The 22,449-nt window shown below is 55.8% G+C and carries 21 protein-coding genes; 7 read left to right on the top strand and 14 right to left on the bottom strand.

Features of this window, described 5'->3' with window-relative positions; translation table 11 throughout:
* Positions 1–95 precede the first annotated feature (95 nt).
* The 4 genes from EDC27_RS12515 to EDC27_RS12500 form a co-directional block, all read right to left on the bottom strand.
* Positions 96–749, bottom strand: coding sequence for a LysE family transporter (locus EDC27_RS12515; protein ID WP_245994529.1), 654 nt, complete (start codon positions 747–749; stop codon positions 96–98).
* 19 nt (positions 750–768) lie between these two features.
* Complete coding sequence (locus tag EDC27_RS12510) at positions 769–1,356, bottom strand: DJ-1/PfpI family protein (protein WP_123290931.1); 588 nt, start codon at positions 1,354–1,356, stop codon at positions 769–771.
* A gap of 46 nt (positions 1,357–1,402) precedes the next feature.
* Positions 1,403–1,678, bottom strand: a complete 276-nt coding sequence (locus EDC27_RS12505) for a hypothetical protein (protein WP_123290930.1) — start codon at positions 1,676–1,678, stop codon at positions 1,403–1,405.
* 896 nt (positions 1,679–2,574) lie between these two features.
* On the bottom strand, positions 2,575–3,501 hold the full coding sequence (locus tag EDC27_RS12500) for a chordopoxvirus fusion protein (protein WP_123290929.1): 927 nt from the start codon (positions 3,499–3,501) through the stop codon (positions 2,575–2,577).
* A gap of 305 nt (positions 3,502–3,806) precedes the next feature.
* Between EDC27_RS12500 and EDC27_RS12495 the strand changes: the two genes are divergently transcribed.
* From EDC27_RS12495 to EDC27_RS12470, 6 genes are read left to right on the top strand one after another with little or no spacing between them, the layout of a single operon-like run.
* On the top strand, positions 3,807–4,514 hold the full coding sequence (locus EDC27_RS12495) for a creatininase family protein (RefSeq protein WP_123290928.1): 708 nt from the start codon (positions 3,807–3,809) through the stop codon (positions 4,512–4,514).
* Positions 4,515–4,540: 26 nt separating this feature from the next.
* The gene (locus EDC27_RS12490; protein ID WP_170161798.1) at positions 4,541–6,724 is read left to right on the top strand and encodes a peptidase U32 family protein; all 2,184 of its coding nucleotides are present in this window, start codon (positions 4,541–4,543) and stop codon (positions 6,722–6,724) included.
* A gap of 56 nt (positions 6,725–6,780) precedes the next feature.
* Entirely contained in the window at positions 6,781–10,290 is a 3,510-nt protein-coding gene (gene dnaE / locus EDC27_RS12485; RefSeq protein ID WP_123290926.1) for a DNA polymerase III subunit alpha, read from the top strand.
* A 39-nt stretch (positions 10,291–10,329) separates the two neighbouring features.
* A complete protein-coding gene (locus EDC27_RS12480; protein ID WP_123290925.1) occupies positions 10,330–10,671 on the top strand; it encodes an Mth938-like domain-containing protein in 342 nt (113 codons plus the stop codon).
* A gap of 11 nt (positions 10,672–10,682) precedes the next feature.
* Positions 10,683–11,165: a DNA polymerase III subunit chi gene (locus tag EDC27_RS12475; protein WP_148045756.1), complete on the top strand. Its 483-nt coding sequence runs from the start codon at positions 10,683–10,685 to the stop codon at positions 11,163–11,165.
* Entirely contained in the window at positions 11,162–11,440 is a 279-nt protein-coding gene (locus EDC27_RS12470; RefSeq protein ID WP_123290923.1) for a tetratricopeptide repeat protein, read from the top strand. Before EDC27_RS12475 ends, EDC27_RS12470 begins: the two co-directional genes overlap by 4 nt.
* 47 nt (positions 11,441–11,487) lie before the next feature.
* Here EDC27_RS12470 and EDC27_RS12465 read toward each other — a convergent pair whose 3' ends face one another.
* The 7 genes from EDC27_RS12465 to EDC27_RS12435 all read right to left on the bottom strand — a co-directional run bounded on the left by EDC27_RS12465 (position 11,488) and on the right by EDC27_RS12435 (position 18,429).
* A complete protein-coding gene (locus EDC27_RS12465; RefSeq protein ID WP_170161797.1) occupies positions 11,488–11,892 on the bottom strand; it encodes a glycine zipper 2TM domain-containing protein in 405 nt (134 codons plus the stop codon).
* 66 nt (positions 11,893–11,958) lie between these two features.
* Positions 11,959–13,953 (bottom strand): ABC-F family ATP-binding cassette domain-containing protein, encoded by a 1,995-nt coding sequence (locus tag EDC27_RS12460; RefSeq protein WP_123290921.1) that lies wholly within the window; start codon positions 13,951–13,953, stop codon positions 11,959–11,961.
* Positions 13,954–13,964: 11 nt separating this feature from the next.
* On the bottom strand, positions 13,965–14,384 hold the full coding sequence (locus tag EDC27_RS12455; RefSeq protein ID WP_148045755.1) for a hypothetical protein: 420 nt from the start codon (positions 14,382–14,384) through the stop codon (positions 13,965–13,967).
* 72 nt (positions 14,385–14,456) lie between these two features.
* Complete coding sequence (locus tag EDC27_RS12450) at positions 14,457–15,485, bottom strand: OmpA family protein (RefSeq protein ID WP_170161796.1); 1,029 nt, start codon at positions 15,483–15,485, stop codon at positions 14,457–14,459.
* Between the two features lie 443 nt (positions 15,486–15,928).
* A complete protein-coding gene (locus EDC27_RS12445) occupies positions 15,929–17,839 on the bottom strand; it encodes a RiPP maturation radical SAM C-methyltransferase (protein ID WP_123290918.1) in 1,911 nt (636 codons plus the stop codon).
* Between the two features lie 6 nt (positions 17,840–17,845).
* On the bottom strand, positions 17,846–18,250 hold the full coding sequence (locus EDC27_RS12440) for a hypothetical protein (RefSeq protein WP_123290917.1): 405 nt from the start codon (positions 18,248–18,250) through the stop codon (positions 17,846–17,848).
* A complete protein-coding gene (locus tag EDC27_RS12435; RefSeq protein WP_123290916.1) occupies positions 18,247–18,429 on the bottom strand; it encodes a hypothetical protein in 183 nt (60 codons plus the stop codon). Before EDC27_RS12435 ends, EDC27_RS12440 begins: the two co-directional genes overlap by 4 nt.
* A gap of 168 nt (positions 18,430–18,597) precedes the next feature.
* Between EDC27_RS12435 and nth the strand changes: the two genes are divergently transcribed.
* Positions 18,598–19,263, top strand: coding sequence for an endonuclease III (gene nth / locus EDC27_RS12430; RefSeq protein ID WP_123290915.1), 666 nt, complete (start codon positions 18,598–18,600; stop codon positions 19,261–19,263).
* Positions 19,264–19,371: 108 nt separating this feature from the next.
* Here the strand turns inward: nth and EDC27_RS12425 are convergent, their stop codons facing one another.
* From EDC27_RS12425 to EDC27_RS12415, 3 genes are read right to left on the bottom strand one after another with little or no spacing between them, the layout of a single operon-like run.
* A complete protein-coding gene (locus EDC27_RS12425; protein WP_123290914.1) occupies positions 19,372–20,358 on the bottom strand; it encodes a tRNA 4-thiouridine(8) synthase ThiI in 987 nt (328 codons plus the stop codon).
* A gap of 36 nt (positions 20,359–20,394) precedes the next feature.
* Entirely contained in the window at positions 20,395–21,216 is an 822-nt protein-coding gene (locus tag EDC27_RS12420) for an ATP-dependent sacrificial sulfur transferase LarE (protein ID WP_123290913.1), read from the bottom strand.
* A 15-nt stretch (positions 21,217–21,231) separates the two neighbouring features.
* On the bottom strand, positions 21,232–22,392 hold the full coding sequence (locus tag EDC27_RS12415; protein ID WP_123290979.1) for a homocysteine biosynthesis protein: 1,161 nt from the start codon (positions 22,390–22,392) through the stop codon (positions 21,232–21,234).
* Positions 22,393–22,449 lie beyond the last annotated feature (57 nt).

The raw sequence follows: 22,449 nt of genomic DNA, 5'->3' as shown, positions 1-22,449 counted from the left end.
GGCCATATAACCCCGATTCAGGCACTCAAAAATTGGCAACAAAAAAGACCTCAACTTTTTGTGAAATCGGTTCATGACTTTGCGGGACCTGACACTTAGGCAAAGGCCTGGGACAAGAAGCTCTTGGCCGACCACAAAAACCATGCCCCAAAACCCACAAGAAACAGCCCGCAAAACCGTAAGACCCATCGGTAGCTACGGTCGCCTAGAAACCGTGTCCCTTGGGTCACCCCCAACGACACCAGGCTGTACCAGGCAAAATCCGCGACAACATGGCCAACGAAAAAGCAACCCACGCCCCATGGACCGACTTTCATGGCCGTCACCAAATATCCCAAGCCGATAGTAGCCCACCACAATGTCCAATAAGGATTGGCAAGGCTTGCCAAAACACCCAGTACCACGGGGTGACGTCCCGAAGTTTCAGTAGACTCTTGGGCGTGCAGGTTGAACGAGAGACGAGTGGCGCTGCGAACCATGTCCACGCCCATCATCAGCAAAAAGGCCCCGCCACCCAGAGCAATGGCCCCCATGACGGTGGGTTTCTTAAGGAAAGGCCCGAGCCCCAGCACCACGGCTACGACCACGACAAGCTCCAACACAGCATGGCCCGTCATGAGCCATGGGCCAGCTCGAAACCCGCGTCGCACCGATTCCGTAATGGTGATGGTCAGAAGGGGCCCGGGCATGAGAGCCCCTGAAAGGGCCACGGTAAATGAGCCTGCCCCGATGGCCAACAATTCCCACATAGTCATGCCCTCATGGAGATCACGGTTCGATACGAGTTCCCAGCAGTTCCATGAACTTGCGCATCCATGCGGGATGAGCGGGCCAAGCTGGGGCCGTCACCAGGTAGCCGTCCACCTCGGCGTTAGAGAATGTGTCATTCACATCGGCCCAGGAAGCTCCCGCCGCCACCACGTCGGGCTTGATCGCGGGATACGCCGTACAGGTGCGGCCTTGAAGCACCCCGGCAGCCACAAGCACTAGCTGGCCATGGCAGATGGAAGCGATGGGCTTTTGTGCTTGGGCAAAATGACGCACTATGTCTAAAACTTTCGCGTTGAGGCGAATGTATTCGGGGGCCCTTCCGCCGGGTATAACCAGGCCGTCGTAGTCTTCGGGACGGATCTCATCAAAGGTGGCGTTGAGAGTAAAATTATGGCCGGGTTTTTCGCTGTAGGTCTGATCCCCTTCGAAATCGTGGACCGCGGTTCGAACCTTGTCCCCTGCCTTCTTGCCCGGGCACACTGCATGCACCGTATGCCCCACCATCAAGAGCATCTGGAAAGGAACCATCACCTCGTAGTCTTCCACGAAATCTCCCACCAGCATCAAAATCTTTTTGCCCGCCATAGAATCGTTCCTTTCTCTTGAGGTTACCTTACGGCCAATGCATCCATCACAGCCTGCGACCTTTCTTAAAAACCCGGTAAGCCATACCACCCAACCATTGCCCAAGGCAAAAAGCCCCGACGAACACGGCGATGGAAGCCAGCCGCCAACCTTGCCCCGACACGAGTCGCAGGGCGACAACCAGCGGCACGGGAAGATGGATGGCCAGGAACCATGCCCGTGAAAACCGCTGGACATGAGCGCGCCAATAGCCAAACGGCACATTGACTCCCACCGCCAACGCCACCACCGGAAGACTCAAGTGCGCGTGCCATTCCAACACCGATTGTTCATCCTCAGTCGCCAGATCATGGCGTTCCCATCGGCACCATAGAATATGCCGTCAAAGAAGGGCCCCGGGGCGGTTTGCCCAGGGTTTGTTCCCCCCAGTAGCCTCGACCCTCTCCATCGATCATTTAACGGCAGTGGGAGGATCTCTCACCCACAAGCCTCAGTGCCGGAGACAAGAGATTCACTGCCCGATATGCCAAAGAGACACTTAATGAAACCCGCCCTCACCTTCTTGGGCTTCCACTCAAGTCATCTCCTAGCCGTCCACCCATGTGCCTGTATCGGCGCAGGTGCCCCTCGTAGGTCCGAAATCCTCAACCAACACCGCACGGTGGTTATGACCCAATGAGGCAATCCTTGCCTTGAAAGGTTATTGCTCGCGAACCCTCACGGGCGTCCTCATGAGTACAGATGCCACTTTGTCCAGTCGATATTCACTGGTTAAGGCGGTCCCGGGTTGAACACCGTTGTGACCATTCGTGGTAAGTGTCTGCGTAAAGTTCGCAAATCTGCTGAAGCGTCGGATCTTTCGACCCGCCGTCCAGGCCGTTGATGATAAAAAGATCTGAGGCGCGTTGACCTGCCCAAACGGCGACGCCTCCAAAAAAGGCGGCAATGAATTTTTCTCAAGACATCGGCTGGGTCTTTGGGACGTGAGAGGCCACGACCTGGTCGAGCACCTGGGTCACCGTTTACCTGGTCCCGGTGAGAACACTTGGGGATGCTGCAAGCCGTGAGATAAAATAACCGATCAGAAGCCATGACGAGAACATCTCCAAATAGTGCCCTCGATCTCCGAAAGTTGAGGCATGGGGCATCCCATTCAAAGAACATCGGTGTTGAAGAGAAAATGCCCACCAGAAAGGCCCAACACAATCATGTTGATCTTCACGAAGTTGAATCGGAAACTCGAAGCTCGTAAGACATGTAGAGCTTGATACCCTTTTCGGCCGCGGCCCGCTTCACGCTCGGAGATGTCTGGTACGTGACAAGAACCGGAAAAACCTCCGTGCCGGTAATCTGGCGAACCTTGGCCACCGTGACAAGGAACTTGTCCACGTCGCTCTTTTTGAGTTGCGACTTCGCTTCACCAAAGATATGGACCCTCCGGCCCTCCAACGCACCCGAACCCCAAATATTGACTTCCATATAACGATTGGGGCCGGATTCGAGCCAGCTGCGTTCCAACGGCGCCTCGATCGTCATGCCGAAATCGCGAGCCAACAGACGCGGCAGTGCCCAAATGGCTTCATCTTCAAGGCGGTATCCCACCGTGTGCGCCAAACCGCCCAGCATTTCCCGCGTCTTGCGGTGCTCTTCAGTCAGGGTAGCCAGCTTGAATTCGGTTTTTTTCTGCGCCTCCGCCAGCTCCTCGACTCGGGCCTCCGTGCGCTTCTGCGCCTCCGCCAGCTCCTCGACTCGGGCCGCCAGGCTGTCCAAACGCTCTTCTGTGCGCTTCTGCGCCTCCGCCAGCTCCTCGACTCGGGCCTCCGTGCGTTTCTGCGCCTCCGCCAGCTCCTCGACTTTGGCCGCCAGGCTGTCCAAACGCTCTTCTGTGCGCTTCTGCGCCTCCGCCAGCTCCTCGACTCGGGCCTCCGTGCGTTTCTGCGCCTCCGTCAGATCTTCGACTTTGGCCGCCAGGCTGTCCAAACGCTCTTCTGTGCGCTTTTGCGCCTCCGCCAGTTCTCGCACCACTTGTTTGAGGTCGTCGAAGCCCTCTCGAGTGACGCGGATTTCGCGGACTCGCTCATCGACGATCGCGATGATGGTCTTGTAGAGCTCGCTGGTGAGTCCTTGGCTGGTGGTTTGTTCCATGTTTCTTTCCCGAAAAATTTACTCACGGTCCAGAATGGTCTTCCTTTAACTTTTTTGGCCTTAAAAGGTCAATAGAAAGGCGCGCGGCCCACGGGCACTGCGCATCACCGGTCCTGCACCCACCTGGAGCATTGCATGATAACCCCCCAGCTCTCACATTATAAAAGTGTTTGAACGAGTCTTGCGGCGTCCATGCCACTTGCTTCCGATGTGTGGATCGGGATAAGGATGGTGTGCTCACTAAAAGGGGTGGAAAACAACTTTACGATTCGGAGGAGGCTGTGCCTGTTCTGGAAGAATGTACGATGGAGTTTTTTGAAAAGGAACGGCAGAAGATTCGTACTGTCATTATTCCATGCGGTTCCGTGGAAGAACACGGGCCGCATCTTCCTCTGGGCACCGACACGCTTCATGCGGTGGCCCTCGCCAATGCCGTGGCCCGCCGCATGCCCGTCTGGTCGGCACCTCCATTGTGGTATGGATTGTGCCGAAGTTCTAGTGAACACCCGGGTACCGTGAGCCTTCGGTCACGCACGCTTCATGCCCTCATTCAGGATGTGGTGAAAGGCTTTTATCACCAAGGGATGAGAAATGCGCTCATCCTAAGCGGCCACGCGGGAGGAACCCACATGGCGACGCTGGTGGACGCCGGCGAAGAACTCATGCATCGGTTTTCGGACTTGCGCCTGGCCGTCTGTTCCGTGCTGGACATAGGCCGCAAAGCCTGGACACACCTTCAGGAGACCCCCAACGACTCTCACGCCGGTGAAGTGGAAACGTCTCTCATGCTCCATTTGCACCCTCAGTGGGTCCAGGGAACAGCGGACGAAGCCCATCCCAGCTTTCCCGATCATATTCTTGTGCGTCATAAGAGGTCCTATTGGCCCTCGGGGGTCTGGGGAAACCCCAAGGCGGCCTCCGCAGAAAAGGGTCGCCAGCTCATGGAAGCTTCCGTGACGGCCCTGATGGTCTTAATCGAACGGCTTCAAACATGGAGCGACCCCGTGGCATGAAAGGCTGCAAGGAGATGGCAGAACTCATGCCGAAAAAGCCCCGAACACTCCATGGAAGCGGAAGCGTCTTGCCCGAACTGTTGGCTCCGGCAGGACACTGGGAAGCGCTGTGGGCTGCCGTAGAAAACGGCGCAGATGCCATCTACCTCGGCCTAAAAAACTTCAGTGCTCGCGCTCACGCCGTCAATTTCACTCTGGACGATCTGGCCCGGCTTCTTCCTTTCACGCACCGTCGAGGTGTGGCAGTCTACGTGGCTCTGAACAGCGTCGTCACGGGTCAAGAAATCCCCTCTGTGATGGACACCCTGCAGGCCCTTTCAGACCTCGGTGTGGACGCGCTCATTGTTCAGGATCCCGGTCTTTTTTTTCTGTGCCGTCATCATTTTCCTTCTCTTCCTCTACACGCCAGCACCCTCACCGCTGTGCACAACAGTGCTGGAGTAAACGTTCTGGAAAGGCTCGGCGCACGCCGCATCGTCCTCGCTCGAGAACTCACACTGGAAGAGATTCAAGCCATTCGGCGAAAAACTCAAGCGGAACTGGAAATTTTCGTCCATGGAGCCCTTTGCTACTCCATTTCCGGGCTTTGTTTGGCCAGCAGTTTTCGCGGCGGGCACAGCGGTCTGCAAGGCCGGTGTGTGCAACCCTGTCGTCTTCGTTACGTCCAAGACCGAAAATCCGGGTATTTCTTTTCCTGCAACGATTTTTCCGCCCTGGCTCACCTTCCTCACCTGAGGAAACTCGGCCTGGCCGCCCTGAAGATCGAAGGGCGCATGAAGGATGCCGAATACATCGCCACCGTGGTTCGCGCCTACCGACACGTGTTAGACACTCCCGACGACCGAGTTCACGTGGCCGTGGAAGAAGCCCGCGATTGGCTCACTCGAGCGCCAGCACGCCGCCTCACCGACGCTTTTTTCGGCAAAGATCCCTCGAAAGAAATCCTCAGTCCGCACCGTTCCGGATCCAGTGGCCTGTGGGTCGCGACCGTCAGGTCCGTAGGCCTCGACGGGCTGAAGGTCGATCTTCGCCATCCGGTGCGCGTGGGCGACCGATTGCGCCCGGAATCCCCCGATGGCAAAGAAGCGCCCTCTTTCGTTCTAGACGGTATTCAGGCTCAAGATGGAACGTTCATGGAGGAGACCTCGGCCCGGGGTTCCGTGCTCTTCACCACGAGGACCCCCGTGGAACTCGTTACGGGGGCTCGTCTTTTTCGCATCGGAAGAAAACCACTACCAGTAAACAAGCTCTGGCAATCCATTGTTCGGGACGCCCCTCGGCCCCTTTCTTACCGCCATCAGTGGAACCGCCATGAGTCCCTCGAGGAGCATTTCTTCCGCGGGCCATTAAATGTGCGGCGACTGACGCCGTCTCTATGGATAAAGATCCGTTCGCTCTCCGATCTCGGGCGTGCCATGAGCTCACCCGCTCAGAGGGTCTGGCTTGTGGCCAGCCGAGAGAACCTGGAAAAGGTGGCTAAGAGACGCCTGCACGAAGCGCAAAAAAAACGATTCGGCTGGGCTCTTCCCCCCGTCCTATTTGAAAAGGACGTGGAGTACTACCGTAAGGCCGTGGCCTGGTATGTGTCCAAAGGTTATCGAGCTTGGGAGATCAACAACTGGAGCCACCTGGACTGGATGTTTGAAAGCGAAAAGATTTTTCTCGTCGCGGGATCCCGCATGAATGTGCGCAACAAGGCCGCCATGGCGGCCGTGGCGGAGGCCGGTTGTCGTTGCGTGGTGCTGTCGTGGGAAATCACGCGAGACGAACTTCGTGAGATCGTCGCAGACCCCGTGCCTTCAATTCCCGTCGTGTCGGTGTATGGCCGGCCTTCGCTGTTTCTTTCCCGGATTCAGCCGCCCCTTTTGGAAAACCGACCGCTCAGAACACTGCGCGGAGACGTCTATGTGTATCGTAGGGAAGGGCCTCTGGCCGCCCTTTATGCTGACCGGCCCTGCAATTGGTTTGAGAAAGTTCCCGAACTGGAAGCCATGGGGTACCGCACGTTCCTCATAGACTTGGGCGAAAGCTTCACGCCGATGGAAGCCGGACAGTGGGAGCGACTGCTAAGCGCTTTCCAGCGTCGGCGTGCCGACGGTCCGTATTCTCTGTTCAACTTTGATCGAAAACCCATTCCCAACCCCAAGGCAAGGCGATCTAACCTACAGGATCATGAAGGAAAGATCGAGCGCTTTTCAGATATGGGCTGACTCGGAAGTGGCCACGCTACGGGACGATCAGGGTGAAGAATGGGTGAGGAGGAGGCATGCCACCTTTTGTTCACTTGCATGTACACAGCCAGTACAGTCTTCTGGACGGCGCCATTCGCTTGGACGATCTCGTTCACAAAGCCAAGGAATTTGAAATGCATGCCGTGGCCGTCACCGACCATGGCAACATGTTCGGGGCTCTGGAATTCTACGAAAAAGCTAAAAAGGCAGGAATCAAACCTATCATCGGCTGCGAAATCTATCTTGCGCCCAGAGGCCGTCATACGCGAGGCGCTTTTGGTCCTGCCGGAACGGCAACAAATGGAGCCGACGACGACAGGAATCAGCATCTGATCCTGCTGGCTCAAGACCTCACCGGTTACAAAAACCTTCTGAAAATCGTCACTCTAGGATACTTGGAAGGGTTCTATTACAAACCTCGAGCTGACAAGGAACTGCTTCGCGCTCATCACGAAGGCCTCATCGCTCTGTCTGGTTGCCTGAAAGGGGAGGTGGCTATGGAACTTTTGCACGACAGAGCGGACGCCGCGCGTCGTGCAGCTCGAGAATACCAAGAAATTTTTGGCGAGGACCGCTTCTTTCTGGAAATTCAAGCCAACGGCATTCCCGAACAGGCCATAGTAAACGAAAAAATCATTGCCCTGGCCAAAGAGACCGGCCTACCTCTGGTGGCTACCAACGACTGCCACTACCTCACACGCAGCGACGCTCGCGCTCACGACATTCTTCTGTGCATTCAGACGGGAAAAAACGTTCTGGATGAAAAGCGCATGAAATTTCGAACAGATCAGCTCTATTTCAAATCCCCCGAGGAAATGTTTAGGGAATTTTCTCATGTGCCCGAAGCCTTGGAAAACACCGTGCGCATTGCCGATATGTGTTCATTGAAGATCCCTTTGGGGGAGTATCACTTTCCCGTGTTTCCGGTGCCCAACGGTGAATCCATTGAGACGCAGTTTCGCAAAACGGCCATGAAAGGCTTTGAAAAAAGGCTCTCGGAAATTCGCCACAACCGGCCCCACCTTTCCGACCAGGATCTGGAAGAATACCGCAAGCGGCTTCAGTACGAACTGGATGTTATCGTGGATATGGGCTTTGCGGCCTATTTTCTTATCGTGGCCGATTTTATCGCCTACGCCAAGAACCGTGGCATTCCGGTGGGGCCGGGCCGAGGTTCTGCCGCCGGAAGTCTGGTCGCCTACGTCATGGGCATTACGGATTTGGATCCCATCGAGCACGGCCTGATCTTTGAGCGATTCCTAAATAAGGAACGCATCAGCATGCCCGATATCGACGTGGATTTTTGTGTGCTGGGCCGGGATGAGGTCTTTCGGTACGTGTCGGAAAAATACGGCAGGGACCAAGTGGCCCAGATCGCCACCTTTGGCACCATGCAGGCCAAAGCCGTGGTGCGGGACGTAGGGCGCGCTCTGGCCATGCCGTACAATGAAGTGGATAAGATCGCCAAGCTGATTCCCGCCGGGCCGGACGTAACCCTTGCGAAAGCCTTTGAGCAGGAACCTCGCCTCGTGGAACTGCAGCGCGACAATCCACAAATTCGAGAACTCTTTGAAATCGCTCAGGCTCTGGAAGGCCTCACGCGCCATGCATCCACTCATGCCGCCGGAGTGGTCATCAGCGACAAACCCCTCGTGGAATACATGCCTCTTTTTCGAGACCAAGACGGCAAGGTGGTTACCCAGTTTTCCATGAAGTACGTGGAAAAAGCGGGGCTCATCAAGTTCGACTTTCTCGGCCTGAGAAACCTCACAGTGATTCACAACGCCGTGCAGCTCATCGAAAAAAACCACGGGGTTCGGCTGGACATGAAACGGCTTCCCCTCGATGACCCTAAGACGTATCAGCTTCTCGGTCGCGCCGATACCACGGGTGTTTTTCAGCTGGAAAGTTCAGGAATGCGGGATATTCTGGTGCGCCTTCAGCCCGAACGCTTTGACGACATCGTGGCCTTGGTGGCCTTGTATCGACCGGGGCCCATCAAAAGCGGCATGGTAGACCATTACATTGATGGAAAACACGGGCGCATTCCGATGAGTTACGACCTGGAACCGCTTCGGCCAATTCTCGAATCCACCTATGGCGTCATTCTGTACCAAGAACAGGTCATGGAAATCGCTCGAGTTTTGGCCAACTACACTTTGGGCGAAGCCGACATTTTGCGGCGGGCCATGGGCAAAAAGATTCCGGAAGTCATGGCTGCCCAGCGCGAACGTTTTCTGGCCGGCGCCAGGGAAAACGGTATCGACCTCACCAAAGCCAACCATATCTTTGACCTCATGGACAAGTTTGCCGGCTACGGCTTTAACAAATCCCACAGCGCCGCCTACGCCCTCATCGCCTACCAGACCGCCTACCTCAAGGCCCATTATCCCGTGGAATTCATGGCCGCCTTACTCAACAGTTTTCTTAGCAACACCGACCAGGTGGTCAAACTCATCAACGAATGTCGCGACAAGAACATTGCGGTGCTGCCGCCCGACGTCAACGTCAGCGAACTGGACTTTACCGTCGTGGAAGGCAAGATTCGCTTCGGGCTCGGCGCGGTGAAAAACGTGGGCGAAGGGGCCATTGAAGCCATTCTGGCCGCGCGGGCCAAAGACGGCCCGTTTACGTCTATCTACAATTTTTGCGAACGTGTGGACTCTTCCAAAGTCAACCGCCGCGTTCTGGAACACTTGATCAAGTGCGGTGCTTTTGACTCCATTCACCCGGACCGAGCCAGGGTTCTGGCCGCCATGGATCAGGCCTTAGAAAGAGCTCAGGTTCGGCAGCGGGACCGCAACGCCGGGCAACTGAGTCTCTTTGATCTGCTCCGCGCCTCTAGTGATCACAGTCCGGAACCCCAAAGCCTTCCCGAAGTGCCCTCCTGGGACAGCCGAACGGTCCTTAACTACGAAAAGGAAACCCTCGGCTTTTACATTTCCGGACACCCTCTGGACCATTATATGGATATTCTCAAAACCCTCTGCACGGCGGACACGCAGAAGGTTCGAGAAAAGCCAGAGGGGGCCAAGGTCATTCTGTGCGGGCTGGTTTCCTTGACCAAAGAAGTGACGACCAAAAAGGGAGAACGCATGGCGTTCCTCAACCTCGAAGACAAGGAAGGGACACTGGAAGTGGTGTGCTTTCCCGAAACTTATCTCAAGGCCCGCTTCCTTCTTCATGGGGACGATCCCCTGGCCATCTTCGGCACGTTGCAGCACGACGAAAAGGGATCCAAGGTCCTGGCCGATGAAATTCTCACCCTGGAAGAGGCGCAAAGCCGATCGGTGGATGCTGTGCTGATTAAACTTCCCGCCCATGTTCTGGACCGCAACACTCTGGAAACCTTGCGCCACCTGCTGGTGGCGCACGCCGGGAACTGCCAAACCATGCTGCATGTGGATGTGGACGGCCAGGCGACGGCCGTCATCGCCTTGAACAGCAAGCTGCACGTGACGCCGTCCCAAGGGTTTGTGGAAGCCATGACGGCGCGCTTTGGCACCGATTGTCTTGAATTGGTCCGCAAAGCTTGTCATCAATAAAAGTGTGTTCACAATGCATCGCACGTGTGGAGGGCAGCGATGATCGATGGGTACCGTTTTGGGTCCATGGATATTGGAGGCACGACGTACCAAGCCGATTTGAAGATTATCGGACCACAGGTTATTCCCAACTGGTGGCGCAAAGAAGGGCACAAGGTCTATGTGGAAGACATTCTGGACCTTTTGAAAGCCCAACCCTCGGTGCTGGTAATCGGCCGTGGAAGTCCGGGCTTGATGAAACCGTCCGATGAGGTGCGTCGAGCCTGCCAGGACAAGGGGATTGAGCTGATTGATGAGCCCACGCAAGAGGCGGTTCGAATTTTCAACGATCTGGTCAAGGCCGGAAAAAAGGTGGCCGCAGCCTTTCATTTGACGTGTTGAGCCGGTTTTCCATGACGCCGCAGATGTTTTTCGTTGAAACGTCCATTAAGGAACAACGTCGGGACCTGTGTCGATGGGTCGAACGCCTGGTGGATGAAGGTCACCGCGTGTTCATCTTTACGGGATCGACCGTTTCCGCGCAACAATTGGACGGACTTTTGTGGAGTTTTTCTAAGCCAAGTTTTATCCCTCACCGCATTGTGACACACGCCGAAAAGGCGAGCATGGCCATGGAACCGGTTCTTATCGGCTTGGACTTGTCGGGGCGAGGGCGCTGCGGGGCGCTGGTGTGCGACGACACACCCGACCTGGAGGCGTGCACCGCCTTTGAAATCATTGTGCACTTTGTTCCCATGGATGATCCCAACAAGCGAGAAGCCAGTCGACGATTGTGGGCGAAGGCTAAAAGTCGAGGTATGGTCGTTCGGCATGTACCCATGGCTTCACTCGCTCGAACCGGTCGATCCACGACAGGAAGGAGTCTTTCTCCATGAGCATTCTAGATTACCCAAAGCAGCTGTATTACGACTACGGCAGTCGCCTGGCCATCTTTTTGGTACGAAGGCGCCTTCGAAAAAGAGGGCTTGATCCGGGCGCATGGCTGGTCCTCGCACGTCTCTATGAAGTGCGCCGGGATTTTTCCACGGCGATAGCCACGCTGCAACAAGCCCTGAAGATCCATCCAGGAAACGCCGTGCTGGAAGCCCACTTGAAACGTATTCAAGGGCTGGCGGTAGGCGCGGCGACGCCTCCCAATCCCCGCACATAAATCGTTTCGGCCACCGGAGCTGCACCTCGAAAAGCCTTTTCAGGTTGTCAATATGCCGGAACGGTCAGGTAGCGCTCGTTAGTCATTTGGTTTCCCTGATAGGTACGTGTGCGCACCGTGGCTGTTTGCCCTTGATAGCTCACGGGATCGGCCTGCACCCACTCGTTGGTGCTGGGATTGTGGTAGGTCACGGTCTGCCGTCGCCGAGCCGCCTCCTCCGCCGCCCGCTGAGACACTTCCGCTATGCCGTATCCGGCCAAGGAACCGATGGCTCCTCCAATCACCGCTCCACGCCACCGATTTTTGTTGTCGATGAGGGCGCCCACGCCGGCACCAACCACGCCGAGCCATGTGGCCGATTCCAAATGCTGTTGCGTGGTGGGTCCCGGCACACACCCAACCGTGGACATGACCAAAAGCATTGCCGCCACACCAAGACTCAACACCTTCATTGTCATCCTCCTCTTTTTCCCCTGGGACTCTCGCTTCCCAGGATCTGCAAGGCCTTGGCCCGTTGGTTACCCAATGCTTTTATTATCTTGTGCAAATTGTCTTTCCAAGCACTCCAGAGCCAAAGCTGTCTCTTCCCACTGCGCCGTCACCCGTGAAATCTCCTCCTCACACTGCCGATAGCGCCGCTGCAGCGCCGCCACATCGTTCGTGCCATGGTAGGTGGCGGGGTCCGCTAAAACGGCGCTCAAACGGTCCCGCTCCTCATGGAGACGATCCAGGTCCTTTTCCAGCGCCGTGAGGCGATCCTGCAGAGGTTTCTTCTGTCGATACAAAGCATTGCGGCGCTTCGCCTCCCATCTTTTTCGCTCCTTGATCTTTAACTTTGATTTGACAATCCCTTCAGGCTCCGCAAGAGGCGTCGGGTATGAAGGCACGCCGTCGTTTTCTTCGCCTTGGATGCCTCTCTTCCACACGCGCTCGTAGTCGTCGGCGTTGCCCGGCAAAAGGTCCAGCCGGTTTCGGTGCACCACCACGAACTTGTTTGCCAAAGCATTGATGAAGTGCCGGTCGTGACTTACGAAGCAGACCGTGCCCGCATACGCCGTCAAAGCGTCCTCCAGCACCTGCCGACCCGGAATATCCAAATGGTTGGTCGGCTCGTCCAGCAGTAGAACGTTGGGGGCCTGAACCAGGAGTTTGCAGAGGCTCAACCGGGCCTTTTCGCCGCCGCTCAGCACCCCCACCTTCTTTTCCACATCGTCTCCCTTAAAGAGGAATGCGCCGAGCAAAGTTCTTACGGAGGTGAGGGTCAAGGCGCCGGATATGGAAAGAACTTCCTCTAAGACGGTATTTTCCGCCTTCAGTTCCTCCCAGAGGTGCTGGGCGTAGTAGCCCACCTTCACGTTGTGACCCCGCCGAACCTCCCCTTCGGTGACGGGTTCCTTGCCGGCAAGCATCTTCAACAGAGTGCTCTTTCCCGCACCGTTGGGCCCCAGCAGAGCGATGCGATCGCCACGTTCCACCACTAGGTCCACTCCGTCATAAACTAGGTGGTTCCCGAAAACCTTGCGCACGCCCACAAGTTCCAACACCCGTCGGCCGCATCGCTCAGGTTCTGGAAACTTAAAGCGGACCGTTTCCTGAACCCCAGGGGCTTCTAGACGTTCTATCTTTTCCAGCATTTTGAGTCGGCTCTGAACTTGACGGGCTCGATCCTTGCGCACGCGGTTTCGCGCAATAAAATTCTCAATATGCCGTATGCGAGCGTCCTGGTTTTCCTTAGCCGCTTCAAGAATTCGGCGGCGCAACGCCTTTTCTTTCACATAGACGTCAAAGTTTCCCTGATACATTTCCACACGGCCATTTTCCAGCTCCAGAATCTTTCGAACCACCCTGTTCAAGAAGAATCGATCATGGGAGACGACCAAGACGGCCGAGCGAGTTTCCTGAAGATAGGCTTCCAGCCAAAGAATGGATTCCAGATCGAGATGATTAGTGGGTTCATCCAAAAACAAGACGTCCGGTTCGAGAAGAAGCAAGCGGGCCAGTTCCACGCGCATAGCCCACCCGCCGCTTAACGACGCCACAGGTTTATGAAAATCATTCGAACAAAAGCCAAGACCCACTAGAATCCTTTGCGCCCGCGCCTCCAAGTCGTAGGGGCCAAGATGCTCAAGCCGGCTCTGCAGCGCAGCGTGCCGTTCGGCCAGCATCTGCGCCTCTTCAGGCGTGTCGGCCTCAGCCATGGCCGATTCCAACGCGTCCATTTCACGGCGCCATTGAAACAGTTCTGAACAGGCGGCCTGCGTGTGGGCCAAAACGGTAAGACCTTGGGGCGGAGACCACTGTTGCGGAAGATAACCCAAGGATAGATTCTTGGCGCGGCTCACCGCGCCCTGGTCAGGATCCGTCTCCCCCAAGAGAACGCGAAAGAGCGTGGTCTTGCCGGCTCCGTTGGGCCCGACAACCCCGATGCGGTCGCCGGGATGAATATGAAAGGAAACATGACGAAAAAGCTCTTTGTTGCCAAGAAACTTACTGACGTTTTGGACCGCAATCAATCAGGATCACCTCAATAAACCCACTTGCCGTTGGCAAAACGAAAAACTTCCGTAACGGTTCGTGTCCAGCAGGAAAAAGGCCCCTTCGCCGCGTCGGCTCCACTCGGCCCGTCACTCTCACAAATCCTCTCCTCGTAGGTCAAAACCCCCACAAAGGGACATTCCTTGGATTCGGTTCTTTTCACGCGGGATTCCGTGATCGTTCCCAACTCCGAGTATCGAGCCACCACTTTCTTTTGGCCCTTAATTTCTTGAAAAGATATTGTTTTCTGTCCGTACAGGCCATTTTGGGAAAGCTTTTTCATCCATTCCGACTGAAAGGATTCGAAAAGCTGAGCGGCTTCTTTTTCGTCGGTGGCTAGGGCACAAGAAAAACCCAAGAGGCACACAAACACGACGGCAACCATGCCAAGAACACTCTTTTCCCACATGGCAGCTTTTTCCCCAAAAAAGAGGCCGGGCTCACACTGTGGCCCAGCCTCCATGCGGCTGCGTGGTGTCGGTTATTTCACCACTTTGATTTCCACACGACGGTTGATGCGGCGGCCTTCTTCCGTGGCGTTGTCCGCCTTAGGCTTGGACTCACCATATCCGACGGTCTTCATGCGAGAAGGACTGATCCCCTTGGAGACGAAGTACTCGAAGACCGACTGAGCCCGGCGTTCGGAAAGCTTCTGATTGTAGGCCTCGGTGCCGATAGAGCAGGTGTGCCCTTCGATGATGATGTTGATGTTGGGGTTCTTGACAAGCACTTCGGCGCCTTCGTCAAGCACGGGCTTCCATTCGGGCTTGATGTCTGATTTATCGAAATCGAAGTTGATACCCCGCAAAATGATGACTTCTTCTTTTTTAGTTTCAACGGCGGCGGTGTAGAAAACATCTTTGACAAACTGCTTCAGTGCCGCCGAATCGGCTAGAAGGGTGGCACCTTCCGCGTGCACACCACAGCCCCCAATGCCGCTAATCTTTTTCAAAATCTCAGCCCCTTTGGGCTCTTCCGCAAAGCTGATGACATGAAAACACACCTGAGGATATTTGCTGTGAATCGCCTGTGCGGCCGCTACGGGGTCGGGCCCCTGGTTGGCCGCGCCGTCGGAAACAATAATAATCCCAGTCTTGCCGCTCAAGCCGGAAAGGACTGTGTCCAGGGAACTAATTCCCGGGCCCATGGGCGTCAGACGGCCAAATATAGCCTGTTCGTTCTTAATCTTCGCAATGGCTTCTCCAAAGGTGTTCCTTTTGTAGACGGCAGGATCGGCAATTTTCTGCCACGGCGCAAAAAGGTCCAGGGCGCCCTGATAGCCCAGTTCGGGAATCTCATCGTTCATTTTGAACATGACTTCCTTGGCCAGGGCCATCTTGACCTTGCCCAGCTTGGCGTGGGTCATGTACATAGAACCCGATTGATCCGGAAAGAGAATAAAGTTGTCAATCTTGGGTATGAGCTTGGTTTGGGCCTCCACCGGTCCGCTCAGAAACCCTCCCATAAGAAACACCGCCAACAAAACAACCCATTTTTTCCTTCTCTCCATACACCGCTCCTTTCTTTTTTTAAAAATCATCAAAGATTGCGTTCCACAATCTACCTCTCGGTGGATTCATCAATGTCCTTCCACCATCCCTCTACCTTCCAAGGCGCCGCGGCCTGGAAACCCTCCCAACTTCAGTCAATGGATGCCTCAATCTTTTCCCGCTGCGGTGTTCTGCTCATGAATACCTTTTATCTTGCGGGCCTTCGTGAAAACTTCCTGTTCTTCATGAACGTCAGACTAAACAATCAACCTACGCGAGTCAAGCCGGAAGTCCAATCCAGATCAGGCCATGTGTCTGAAAACGCTTTTTGTTGAAAGAAATGCCTGCAAGCGTGTTGCATCGATGGGGCACCGTCCTGCTCTGGATCGAGCCTTTTCGAACGACCGAAGATCCAATCCTTTTCAAAGCATGCCCACGAAAGGGCCCCATGCCGTCAGGAACCTTAGGAAGCCCGATCTCGAACCGACGGCTCGGCCCCGTCCCCTGCCATAAAAAATTTTTGGACACCCTCGCGCACGGCCAGACTCAAAAACCAACCTTGAGACTCAAAAACCAACCCCTTGGCGACCATGTCGCGCAGAAAACCTTCGAGGCTTCGGCTGGAAAACCTTCCGTGTTTCGAATGCAAATCTTCCAATGGCACGGGATCAAGGCAGCTGAGGTAGATGTCTCGAGACGGCCCGGAAAGGCGAAAGGTTTCATTCACCTGCCCCTCCTGATCCCGCCGTCGAATGAGAAGAAATTCCCCACCATCGCTGTAACCCAATCTGGGTGTCATGCCACCCGTTTGAGCGCGAAAGGCGGCGTCTTCCTTTTGCCATGCCGCAAGGCGTTGCCGCACGGGCTGCCACAGCCTGCGCTGATGGGAGCGATCGCCTCGGTATGTTTTAATAAGAAAACGGCCCCGTCGATAAAGCTTCTCGGGGAAAAGGGCCGCGTAATAGGGATGATTGCCTACGGCGCAAAGGCCATGGGCCGTCGCGTTCATGGCCACAGGGCTGCCTTCCCCCAGCCAAAAGCTCACGCCCTTAAGAGGCCGAAATATGGTGATCAGGCGTAGGACCGCCAGCGTCTCTTGCACTTCCTCCGAGGTGGTGCCGGGAAATTCCAAGAGCAGGTTGGATCGGTTTTCGATCCCAAATTCTTCGCAGTGGCGCATCCAGGCCACATTGTCGATGAGCCGCGTGCCTTTGCCCAGCCGCCGCAGCAGGGCATTGCTTAAGGCTTCGACCCCCGCCTGGATTTTTTGAAAACCCGCCCGTCTCAAAGCCCTCACCTGTGCCCGGCTCAAAGGGAGGCGCACCTCTCCAAACAGGTCAAAGTCCTTGCCCGTCCTCTGAAGCTTCGCCGCCGTCTCCAGAAGTCTTGCAGAATTTAAAGCATTGTCGACGAAAACGAAGCGCAGAGATCCATGCCTTTGCGCCAAGGTCTGCAGTTCCATGGCAATCCGATCCGGTTTTTTGGATCGATAGCCGCGCCATTGCACATTCAGGTTGCAAAATCGGCAACCCCTGCGGTTGGGCTTGTCTTCTCGAACCTTATGCCACCAGCAGCCTCGGCTGGATTCCACCGGCAGCGCAAAAATCGGTGTGCGCTCCTCAAGAAGGGCGGCTTCTTGGAAAAAGTCGGCGTAGTCGGGAAGAGGAAGATCCTCGAGATTGGTCATCTGGTCCAATCCGCCGCCGCCCACCTGGTCCTTTTCCAGGCGATAATAAATTCCGGCACTCCAGGAATCGCCATGGTTCAATCTCCCTTCGTGCGCTTCGAGAAGGCGCGACAACAGTCGCACCAGGGGCTTTTCTCCCTCGCCGCTGATGACGAAATCGACCCATGGGAAAAGTTCCATGACGGACTTTCCCAGGGAACCGCTGACCAAGCTGCCACCGAAAACAATGTGGGCGGCGGGAACCCGTTTTTTGACGGCTCGAGCCAGGTAAAGGGATGAGGTGAGCTGGGCAAAACAGACGGAGAATCCCACCACATGGGCTTGCTCCAGATGAGCCCACAAAGGCATGGTTTCATGAAGCCGTTGAACCGTCAGCACAATCTGCTGAAAGTTAGGCGCGAAGCCGGCTTTGAATCGTCGCCATTGTCTCTGAAAGAGCTTTTCGCAGGCCACAAAACGTTCCGGAAAAAGCAACGCCCCGTAGACGGCCTCGCCGAGCCACGAGCGTTGGGCAATTCTTTGGTAAAGGCAACGGCCCAAATCCCTTGCCACCGACAGGTAAGGGTGGGCCGTCATGACGTGCAGGCGGTTGGAAAACTGTTGTGTGACAAAGGCCTTCAGTGCGCCAAGTTGAATGGATGGGCGATCGGCCAAAGCCCAAGGCATGGACACCAAAACGACCCGCATGGGACCTCAGAAAAGCCTTTTCACCCAAATCAGGCTCAGGGGCGAGCCCACGTCGTATTTGCAGAACCTGGAGATTTCATTGGGATCCGCCGTCTGCTTGAGGTCCAGCAGGCGGTCGAAATCGCGTTCCACCACCACATTGCAGAAATCCATCGGCACAGATCGAATGAAGTCCAGTTCATCCTCTTCCCACAGCTCTTCAGCGATGTCGGACATGCTGTCTTCCATGGCGTGGTGCCCACACACCTTGAAGCAGGCGCCGCACTGGCATCGATGAATGGCATCAAAATCCGTGGGAATGGGCTGCCCCATTTCACAAAACGGGCACACAATGATGTGTTTGGGAACCGGTCTCTTGGAACGGGCCATGCTCATCGCGACATCGATCCCCCATATGGCGTGCTTTTTCATTTGTCCTCATCCAAAATCATGTCGGCTTCATGACCGCACATGGTGCACTTGCGGGTTTCCTTTTTCTTCTTGGAAACTTTTCCCGAATCTTCTTCCACATCCACCCACGTGCAGGTCACCACCATATCCGCTTCGTTGCCGCAGTTTTCGCAGTGACACACCTGACGAAGAGTCGACATTCCATTCTCCTTTCCCTCTGAAGTTCTCGCCTCTAGCGCAGTTTTTCGATTATAAGATGTTGCCGCTTGAAATCCAACATGAACTTTGCCATAAAAAGTGGCCTTCACGCTCCCAAGCTCTTCAGGGCCCAAGACATACTTGATCCCACTTAATGAAAGCCTTTCACGATGAAAGATTCCCCAAAAGCTCAAGCATCTGAGCAAGAAAGGGCGGCGCACATTCTGAAAGTTCTCCACGCACTCTACCCGGACGCACGATGCAGTTTGTCGTATGAAGACGCCTTTCAACTGCTCGTGGCCACGATTCTTTCCGCCCAATGCACCGATGCTCGGGTGAATACGGTCACGCCCTTTTTTTTTCGACTCTTTCCTTCCCCACAGGCCGTCGCCCAAGCTTCCGATGAAGCCATCGAAGCGTGCATTCAACCCGTCGGTCTGTTCCGAGTCAAAGCACGAAACCTCAAAAAAGCTTGCCATATGCTCGTGGCCGAATACGGGGGAAAAGTTCCTGGAACGCTCAAGGACCTGCTGCGCTTGCCCGGCGTTGGCCGAAAGACGGCCAATGTGATTTTGGGCAATGCCTTTGGCGTGGCGGCTCTGCCCGTGGACACGCATGCCGCTCGAGTGGCCCAAAGGTTGGGCCTGACCCGTCACAAGGATCCAGACAAGATTGAAAAGGACCTTTGCGCCCTTTTTCCTTCAGAATCGTGGGTGCAACTTTCCCACCAGCTCATTCAGCACGGACGCCAGGTGTGCCGATCCCAAAGGCCCCTCTGCGCCTCCTGCGCCTTGAATGCCCTTTGCGAAACGTACCGTCACGGCCGATTTTTCTAATGGCTTAGCCCAACGACGGAGCATCTTATGCCTTCTGGGCTCGACAAGGGCTGGCTTCATCGCCTGAAAGCCGGCTTTTTCGGCGAATTGCGAACCCGGTGCCGAAACTCACAGAAGGCGGTGCATCCAGGGGGTTCGTCCTACATTCTTGACGCGTCTCCAACCCTCCACGCCCCTCTGTACCCACCGCACGAAAACCCGTTCCCCAACGGCCACATCGCTGTATGCCGCCACAATCATGGCCGCCGCCTGAACATGGGCGCGCTTTATGCCCGTTCCAAACAATAGCCCCGTGGGCCCGGGATGGGACGGCACGCTCAGGACCACATCGTCCGGGCTGGCCATGACCGAAAGGCGTTCATTTTCCGCTTTGGACCGTCCCAAGGCCAAAAGGCATGATGTGGCAAGGCGAAAATGACGCCCCCACTTGAGCCGTTCCACATGCCGAAGATCTGCTTGGGGCATCAAAGCAAACAGCTCCTTGAGTTTTCTCGCAAAGCCTTCCTTGGTGAGCCTGCAGCCTCCAGCCGGTTGAGGAACGTCGCGAAGGCCGTAAAATTGGGCCAGCTCCATCTGCCGTTTTCTGCCACGCCCAGAAAGGTTCAGCAGTTTTTCCCTGTCCACGAGGCCTTCCCGTTCCACGAGGGTGGGTTCCAACAGCTTGGCACTCAGAGGCCTCAACACGCGACCGGCCTCACCGGACATCTTTTCCACGATTTTCAAGGCCGCCCGCCGCTGGCTCATGGGACGCTGTCCCACCACCTCACCGGTAAACAGAAAATCCGCGCCTTCGGCCTTCATAATCTTGGCCGCCTCCTGCAGCATCAATCCATGGCAGTCGATGCAAGGATTCATGTACCGACCATAGCCATGAGGCGGGTTTTTCAGCATGGTCAGGAACACCTCACCGATGTCCACGGCCCGCACGGGAATGCCGGCCATGCGGCCCGCAAGGAGTCCAGGTTCCGGATCAAAAAAAGGCGTGCTAAAGGTAATGCCCACGAGTTCCAGGGGTTGTTCTTGAAGCACCTTGACGGCCAGAATGCTGTCCAGCCCCCCGGAGAGCAATCCAATGCCTTTGGCTTTGGTTTTCATCAGTTTCTACCGATCAAGGGTTCGCTTTTGACGGCATTAGTTCGACGGCAGCGGAGTCGAATCCAGCTCAACGTGCAAAAAACCTAATCGGGCCATGTGCCGAAGCAGGTGAGCCCACCTTTCGGTATCGTTAAGTCGCCACAGATCCTGCCGCCCCAACTGAATCAAGGCGCCTTCCCTTTGCCATCGAACCCTCACCTGAAGACACCCCATGCCATAAAGAAGCTCCTCGGCAGCTTCAATGCGTTCCAGAATGGCCGCACACAGGCTGGTGCCGTGAGGCACTCGGGTCGCCAGGCAGGACTGGGAGGGTTTGTTCCAGTTAGGAACTCCGGCAATACGGGCAACGCGGCGAATATCGGCTTTCGTCCATCCCGCCAAAGCCAAGGGACTAAGAACATCCCTTTCCAGAAGGGCTTTTCGGCCAGGTCGATCCTGCCCTGCATCGTCGGCATGGGATCCGTCCACCAGAACCTCTCCTCTCTTGCACCTCTCTCCAATGGCCTGCAGCACGGCGGCTTTGCAATGATAGCATCGATTTGTGTCATTGTAACGAACGGCATCCACGGCCAACAGGTCTAAGGCCAGAATCTGCAAGGGAAGGCGGAGGGCCGAAGCCACCGATCGGGCCGAGGTCAGTTCGCGAACGGCCAGAAAAGGGCTCTTGACAAGACACAAACGCACCGGTTTTCCAAAAACGTGTCCGAGAAGATAGCCCAGCACAGTGCTGTCCACGCCTCCAGAATAGGCCACCGCCACGGCTTTCCATGGTGCCATCACCGCCTCAAGGCGCGCCATCTTTTCGGTGTCCACGCCACCCAGGGCAATCTTTTTTTTCAGCGCCCGTTCAAAACCCACGGCGAACATTCCTCATCAGCGCCGCAGAGGATTGGGCAACAGTCGCTGTGGGACACCCAATTCAAAACGACCCTCTTGGATCCATTGCTTGAGAATTCCCGCGATCTCACGAGCCCGCACAACACTGGACAGGGGCACCGTGGGCACCTCCTTTTCTCCAATGCGTATCACGCCGGAGCGCAATTCTTCGTAGGTGACTTCCGCAAGGGGTTCCGATTGCGTAAAGCTGTAGTCTTTGACCTGAGTCACAATGTCCGCATCGGACACTCCCGTGCACGCAGCCATTTCGGCATCCAAAATGGGTATGGGAACGCCAATACCCACCGCCAAGGAACACCCGTACCCCTGAATGCTCACACCCATGAGCCATCGAGGGCTCATTTCCTTTAAATCCCCGAGCACCATTAAGGTGCCGGAAGGCATGCGGGGCACTCCGTTGGGCAACCTAGGGACTTCCGGGCGATGCTGGGATCCGTGCCAGACGATGAAACCTTCCGCACCCCCAAGAAAAATGCGGGTTCCCAGTCCTAATGTGCGATAGTGGGGATCGTTCAGCAGCGGACTCAGTTCTCCGGACGTGGAATAGTTAGCGTTGCCCAATCTGGGTTTAAGAGTTCCCATGTAAGTGTAAATGGTCTTCTTGGAAAGATTCACGGCGCAATTGTAGTTTTGGTAAGCGTTCCTGGGATTGCACAGCACCGCGTAGGGTAAGTCCTGAAGGGTCACCGTCATTTCAACGTGACGGTTGGGATAACAATCGGTTCCGTAGGCTTCGGCACGAAGGCGCACGGGTTTGCCGCTCACCAGATCATGGATCACATGACCACCCCCATATTCAAAAGTGCCGGGATGCAGCTTGTTCAGCGGATCGTCAAAGGCGGGCTCCGTTGCGCCCAAATACACGTCCACGGCAGCCAAGCCTGCATAGGCGGGCACATCGTTCAACCACACTTTGGCCGCCTTGATGGGGGGCTGAGTATGGCCGAAATTGATAAACACTCCCGAAGAGCACATGGGAGCGAAGGTACCTGTGGTGACCACGTCCACTTCTTTCGCGGCCTTATCCGGACCCACCTTCTTAACCAACCGTGTCATTTCTTCCGCAGTCAAGACCACGGCTTGGCCCTTTCGAATCCGCTGATTGATCTCTTCATATGTCTTGGCCACCGTCGCCATGCGTTCTTCACCTCCTAAGAAACCTGAACTTCGACCTTCACAGGCCTCCCCGAAAGC

The sequence above is a fragment of the Desulfosoma caldarium genome, from assembly GCF_003751385.1.
GTDB classification, from domain to species: domain Bacteria; phylum Desulfobacterota; class Syntrophobacteria; order Syntrophobacterales; family DSM-9756; genus Desulfosoma; species Desulfosoma caldarium.
This window is presented reverse-complemented; position numbering and strand designations above follow the sequence as displayed.

What these genes read in the sequence shown, in the direction of transcription:
- EDC27_RS12490 (WP_170161798.1), top strand. Translation starts at nt 4,541, where the DNA reads ATGCCGAAAAAGCCCCGAACACTCCATGGAAGCGGAAGCGTCTTGCCC.
- dnaE (WP_123290926.1), top strand. Translation starts at nt 6,781, where the DNA reads ATGCCACCTTTTGTTCACTTGCATGTACACAGCCAGTACAGTCTTCTG.
- EDC27_RS12465 (WP_170161797.1), bottom strand. Translation starts at nt 11,892, where the DNA reads ATGAAGGTGTTGAGTCTTGGTGTGGCGGCAATGCTTTTGGTCATGTCC.
- EDC27_RS12435 (WP_123290916.1), bottom strand. Translation starts at nt 18,429, where the DNA reads ATGTCGACTCTTCGTCAGGTGTGTCACTGCGAAAACTGCGGCAACGAA.
- EDC27_RS12495 (WP_123290928.1), top strand. Translation starts at nt 3,807, where the DNA reads ATGGAGTTTTTTGAAAAGGAACGGCAGAAGATTCGTACTGTCATTATT.
- EDC27_RS12440 (WP_123290917.1), bottom strand. Translation starts at nt 18,250, where the DNA reads ATGAAAAAGCACGCCATATGGGGGATCGATGTCGCGATGAGCATGGCC.
- EDC27_RS12480 (WP_123290925.1), top strand. Translation starts at nt 10,330, where the DNA reads ATGATCGATGGGTACCGTTTTGGGTCCATGGATATTGGAGGCACGACG.
- EDC27_RS12515 (WP_245994529.1), bottom strand. Translation starts at nt 749, where the DNA reads ATGTGGGAATTGTTGGCCATCGGGGCAGGCTCATTTACCGTGGCCCTT.
- EDC27_RS12500 (WP_123290929.1), bottom strand. Translation starts at nt 3,501, where the DNA reads ATGGAACAAACCACCAGCCAAGGACTCACCAGCGAGCTCTACAAGACC.
- EDC27_RS12455 (WP_148045755.1), bottom strand. Translation starts at nt 14,384, where the DNA reads ATGTGGGAAAAGAGTGTTCTTGGCATGGTTGCCGTCGTGTTTGTGTGC.
- nth (WP_123290915.1), top strand. Translation starts at nt 18,598, where the DNA reads ATGAAAGATTCCCCAAAAGCTCAAGCATCTGAGCAAGAAAGGGCGGCG.
- EDC27_RS12475 (WP_148045756.1), top strand. Translation starts at nt 10,683, where the DNA reads ATGACGCCGCAGATGTTTTTCGTTGAAACGTCCATTAAGGAACAACGT.
- EDC27_RS12470 (WP_123290923.1), top strand. Translation starts at nt 11,162, where the DNA reads ATGAGCATTCTAGATTACCCAAAGCAGCTGTATTACGACTACGGCAGT.
- EDC27_RS12425 (WP_123290914.1), bottom strand. Translation starts at nt 20,358, where the DNA reads ATGAAAACCAAAGCCAAAGGCATTGGATTGCTCTCCGGGGGGCTGGAC.
- EDC27_RS12415 (WP_123290979.1), bottom strand. Translation starts at nt 22,392, where the DNA reads ATGGCGACGGTGGCCAAGACATATGAAGAGATCAATCAGCGGATTCGA.
- EDC27_RS12510 (WP_123290931.1), bottom strand. Translation starts at nt 1,356, where the DNA reads ATGGCGGGCAAAAAGATTTTGATGCTGGTGGGAGATTTCGTGGAAGAC.
- EDC27_RS12450 (WP_170161796.1), bottom strand. Translation starts at nt 15,485, where the DNA reads ATGGAGAGAAGGAAAAAATGGGTTGTTTTGTTGGCGGTGTTTCTTATG.
- EDC27_RS12445 (WP_123290918.1), bottom strand. Translation starts at nt 17,839, where the DNA reads ATGCGGGTCGTTTTGGTGTCCATGCCTTGGGCTTTGGCCGATCGCCCA.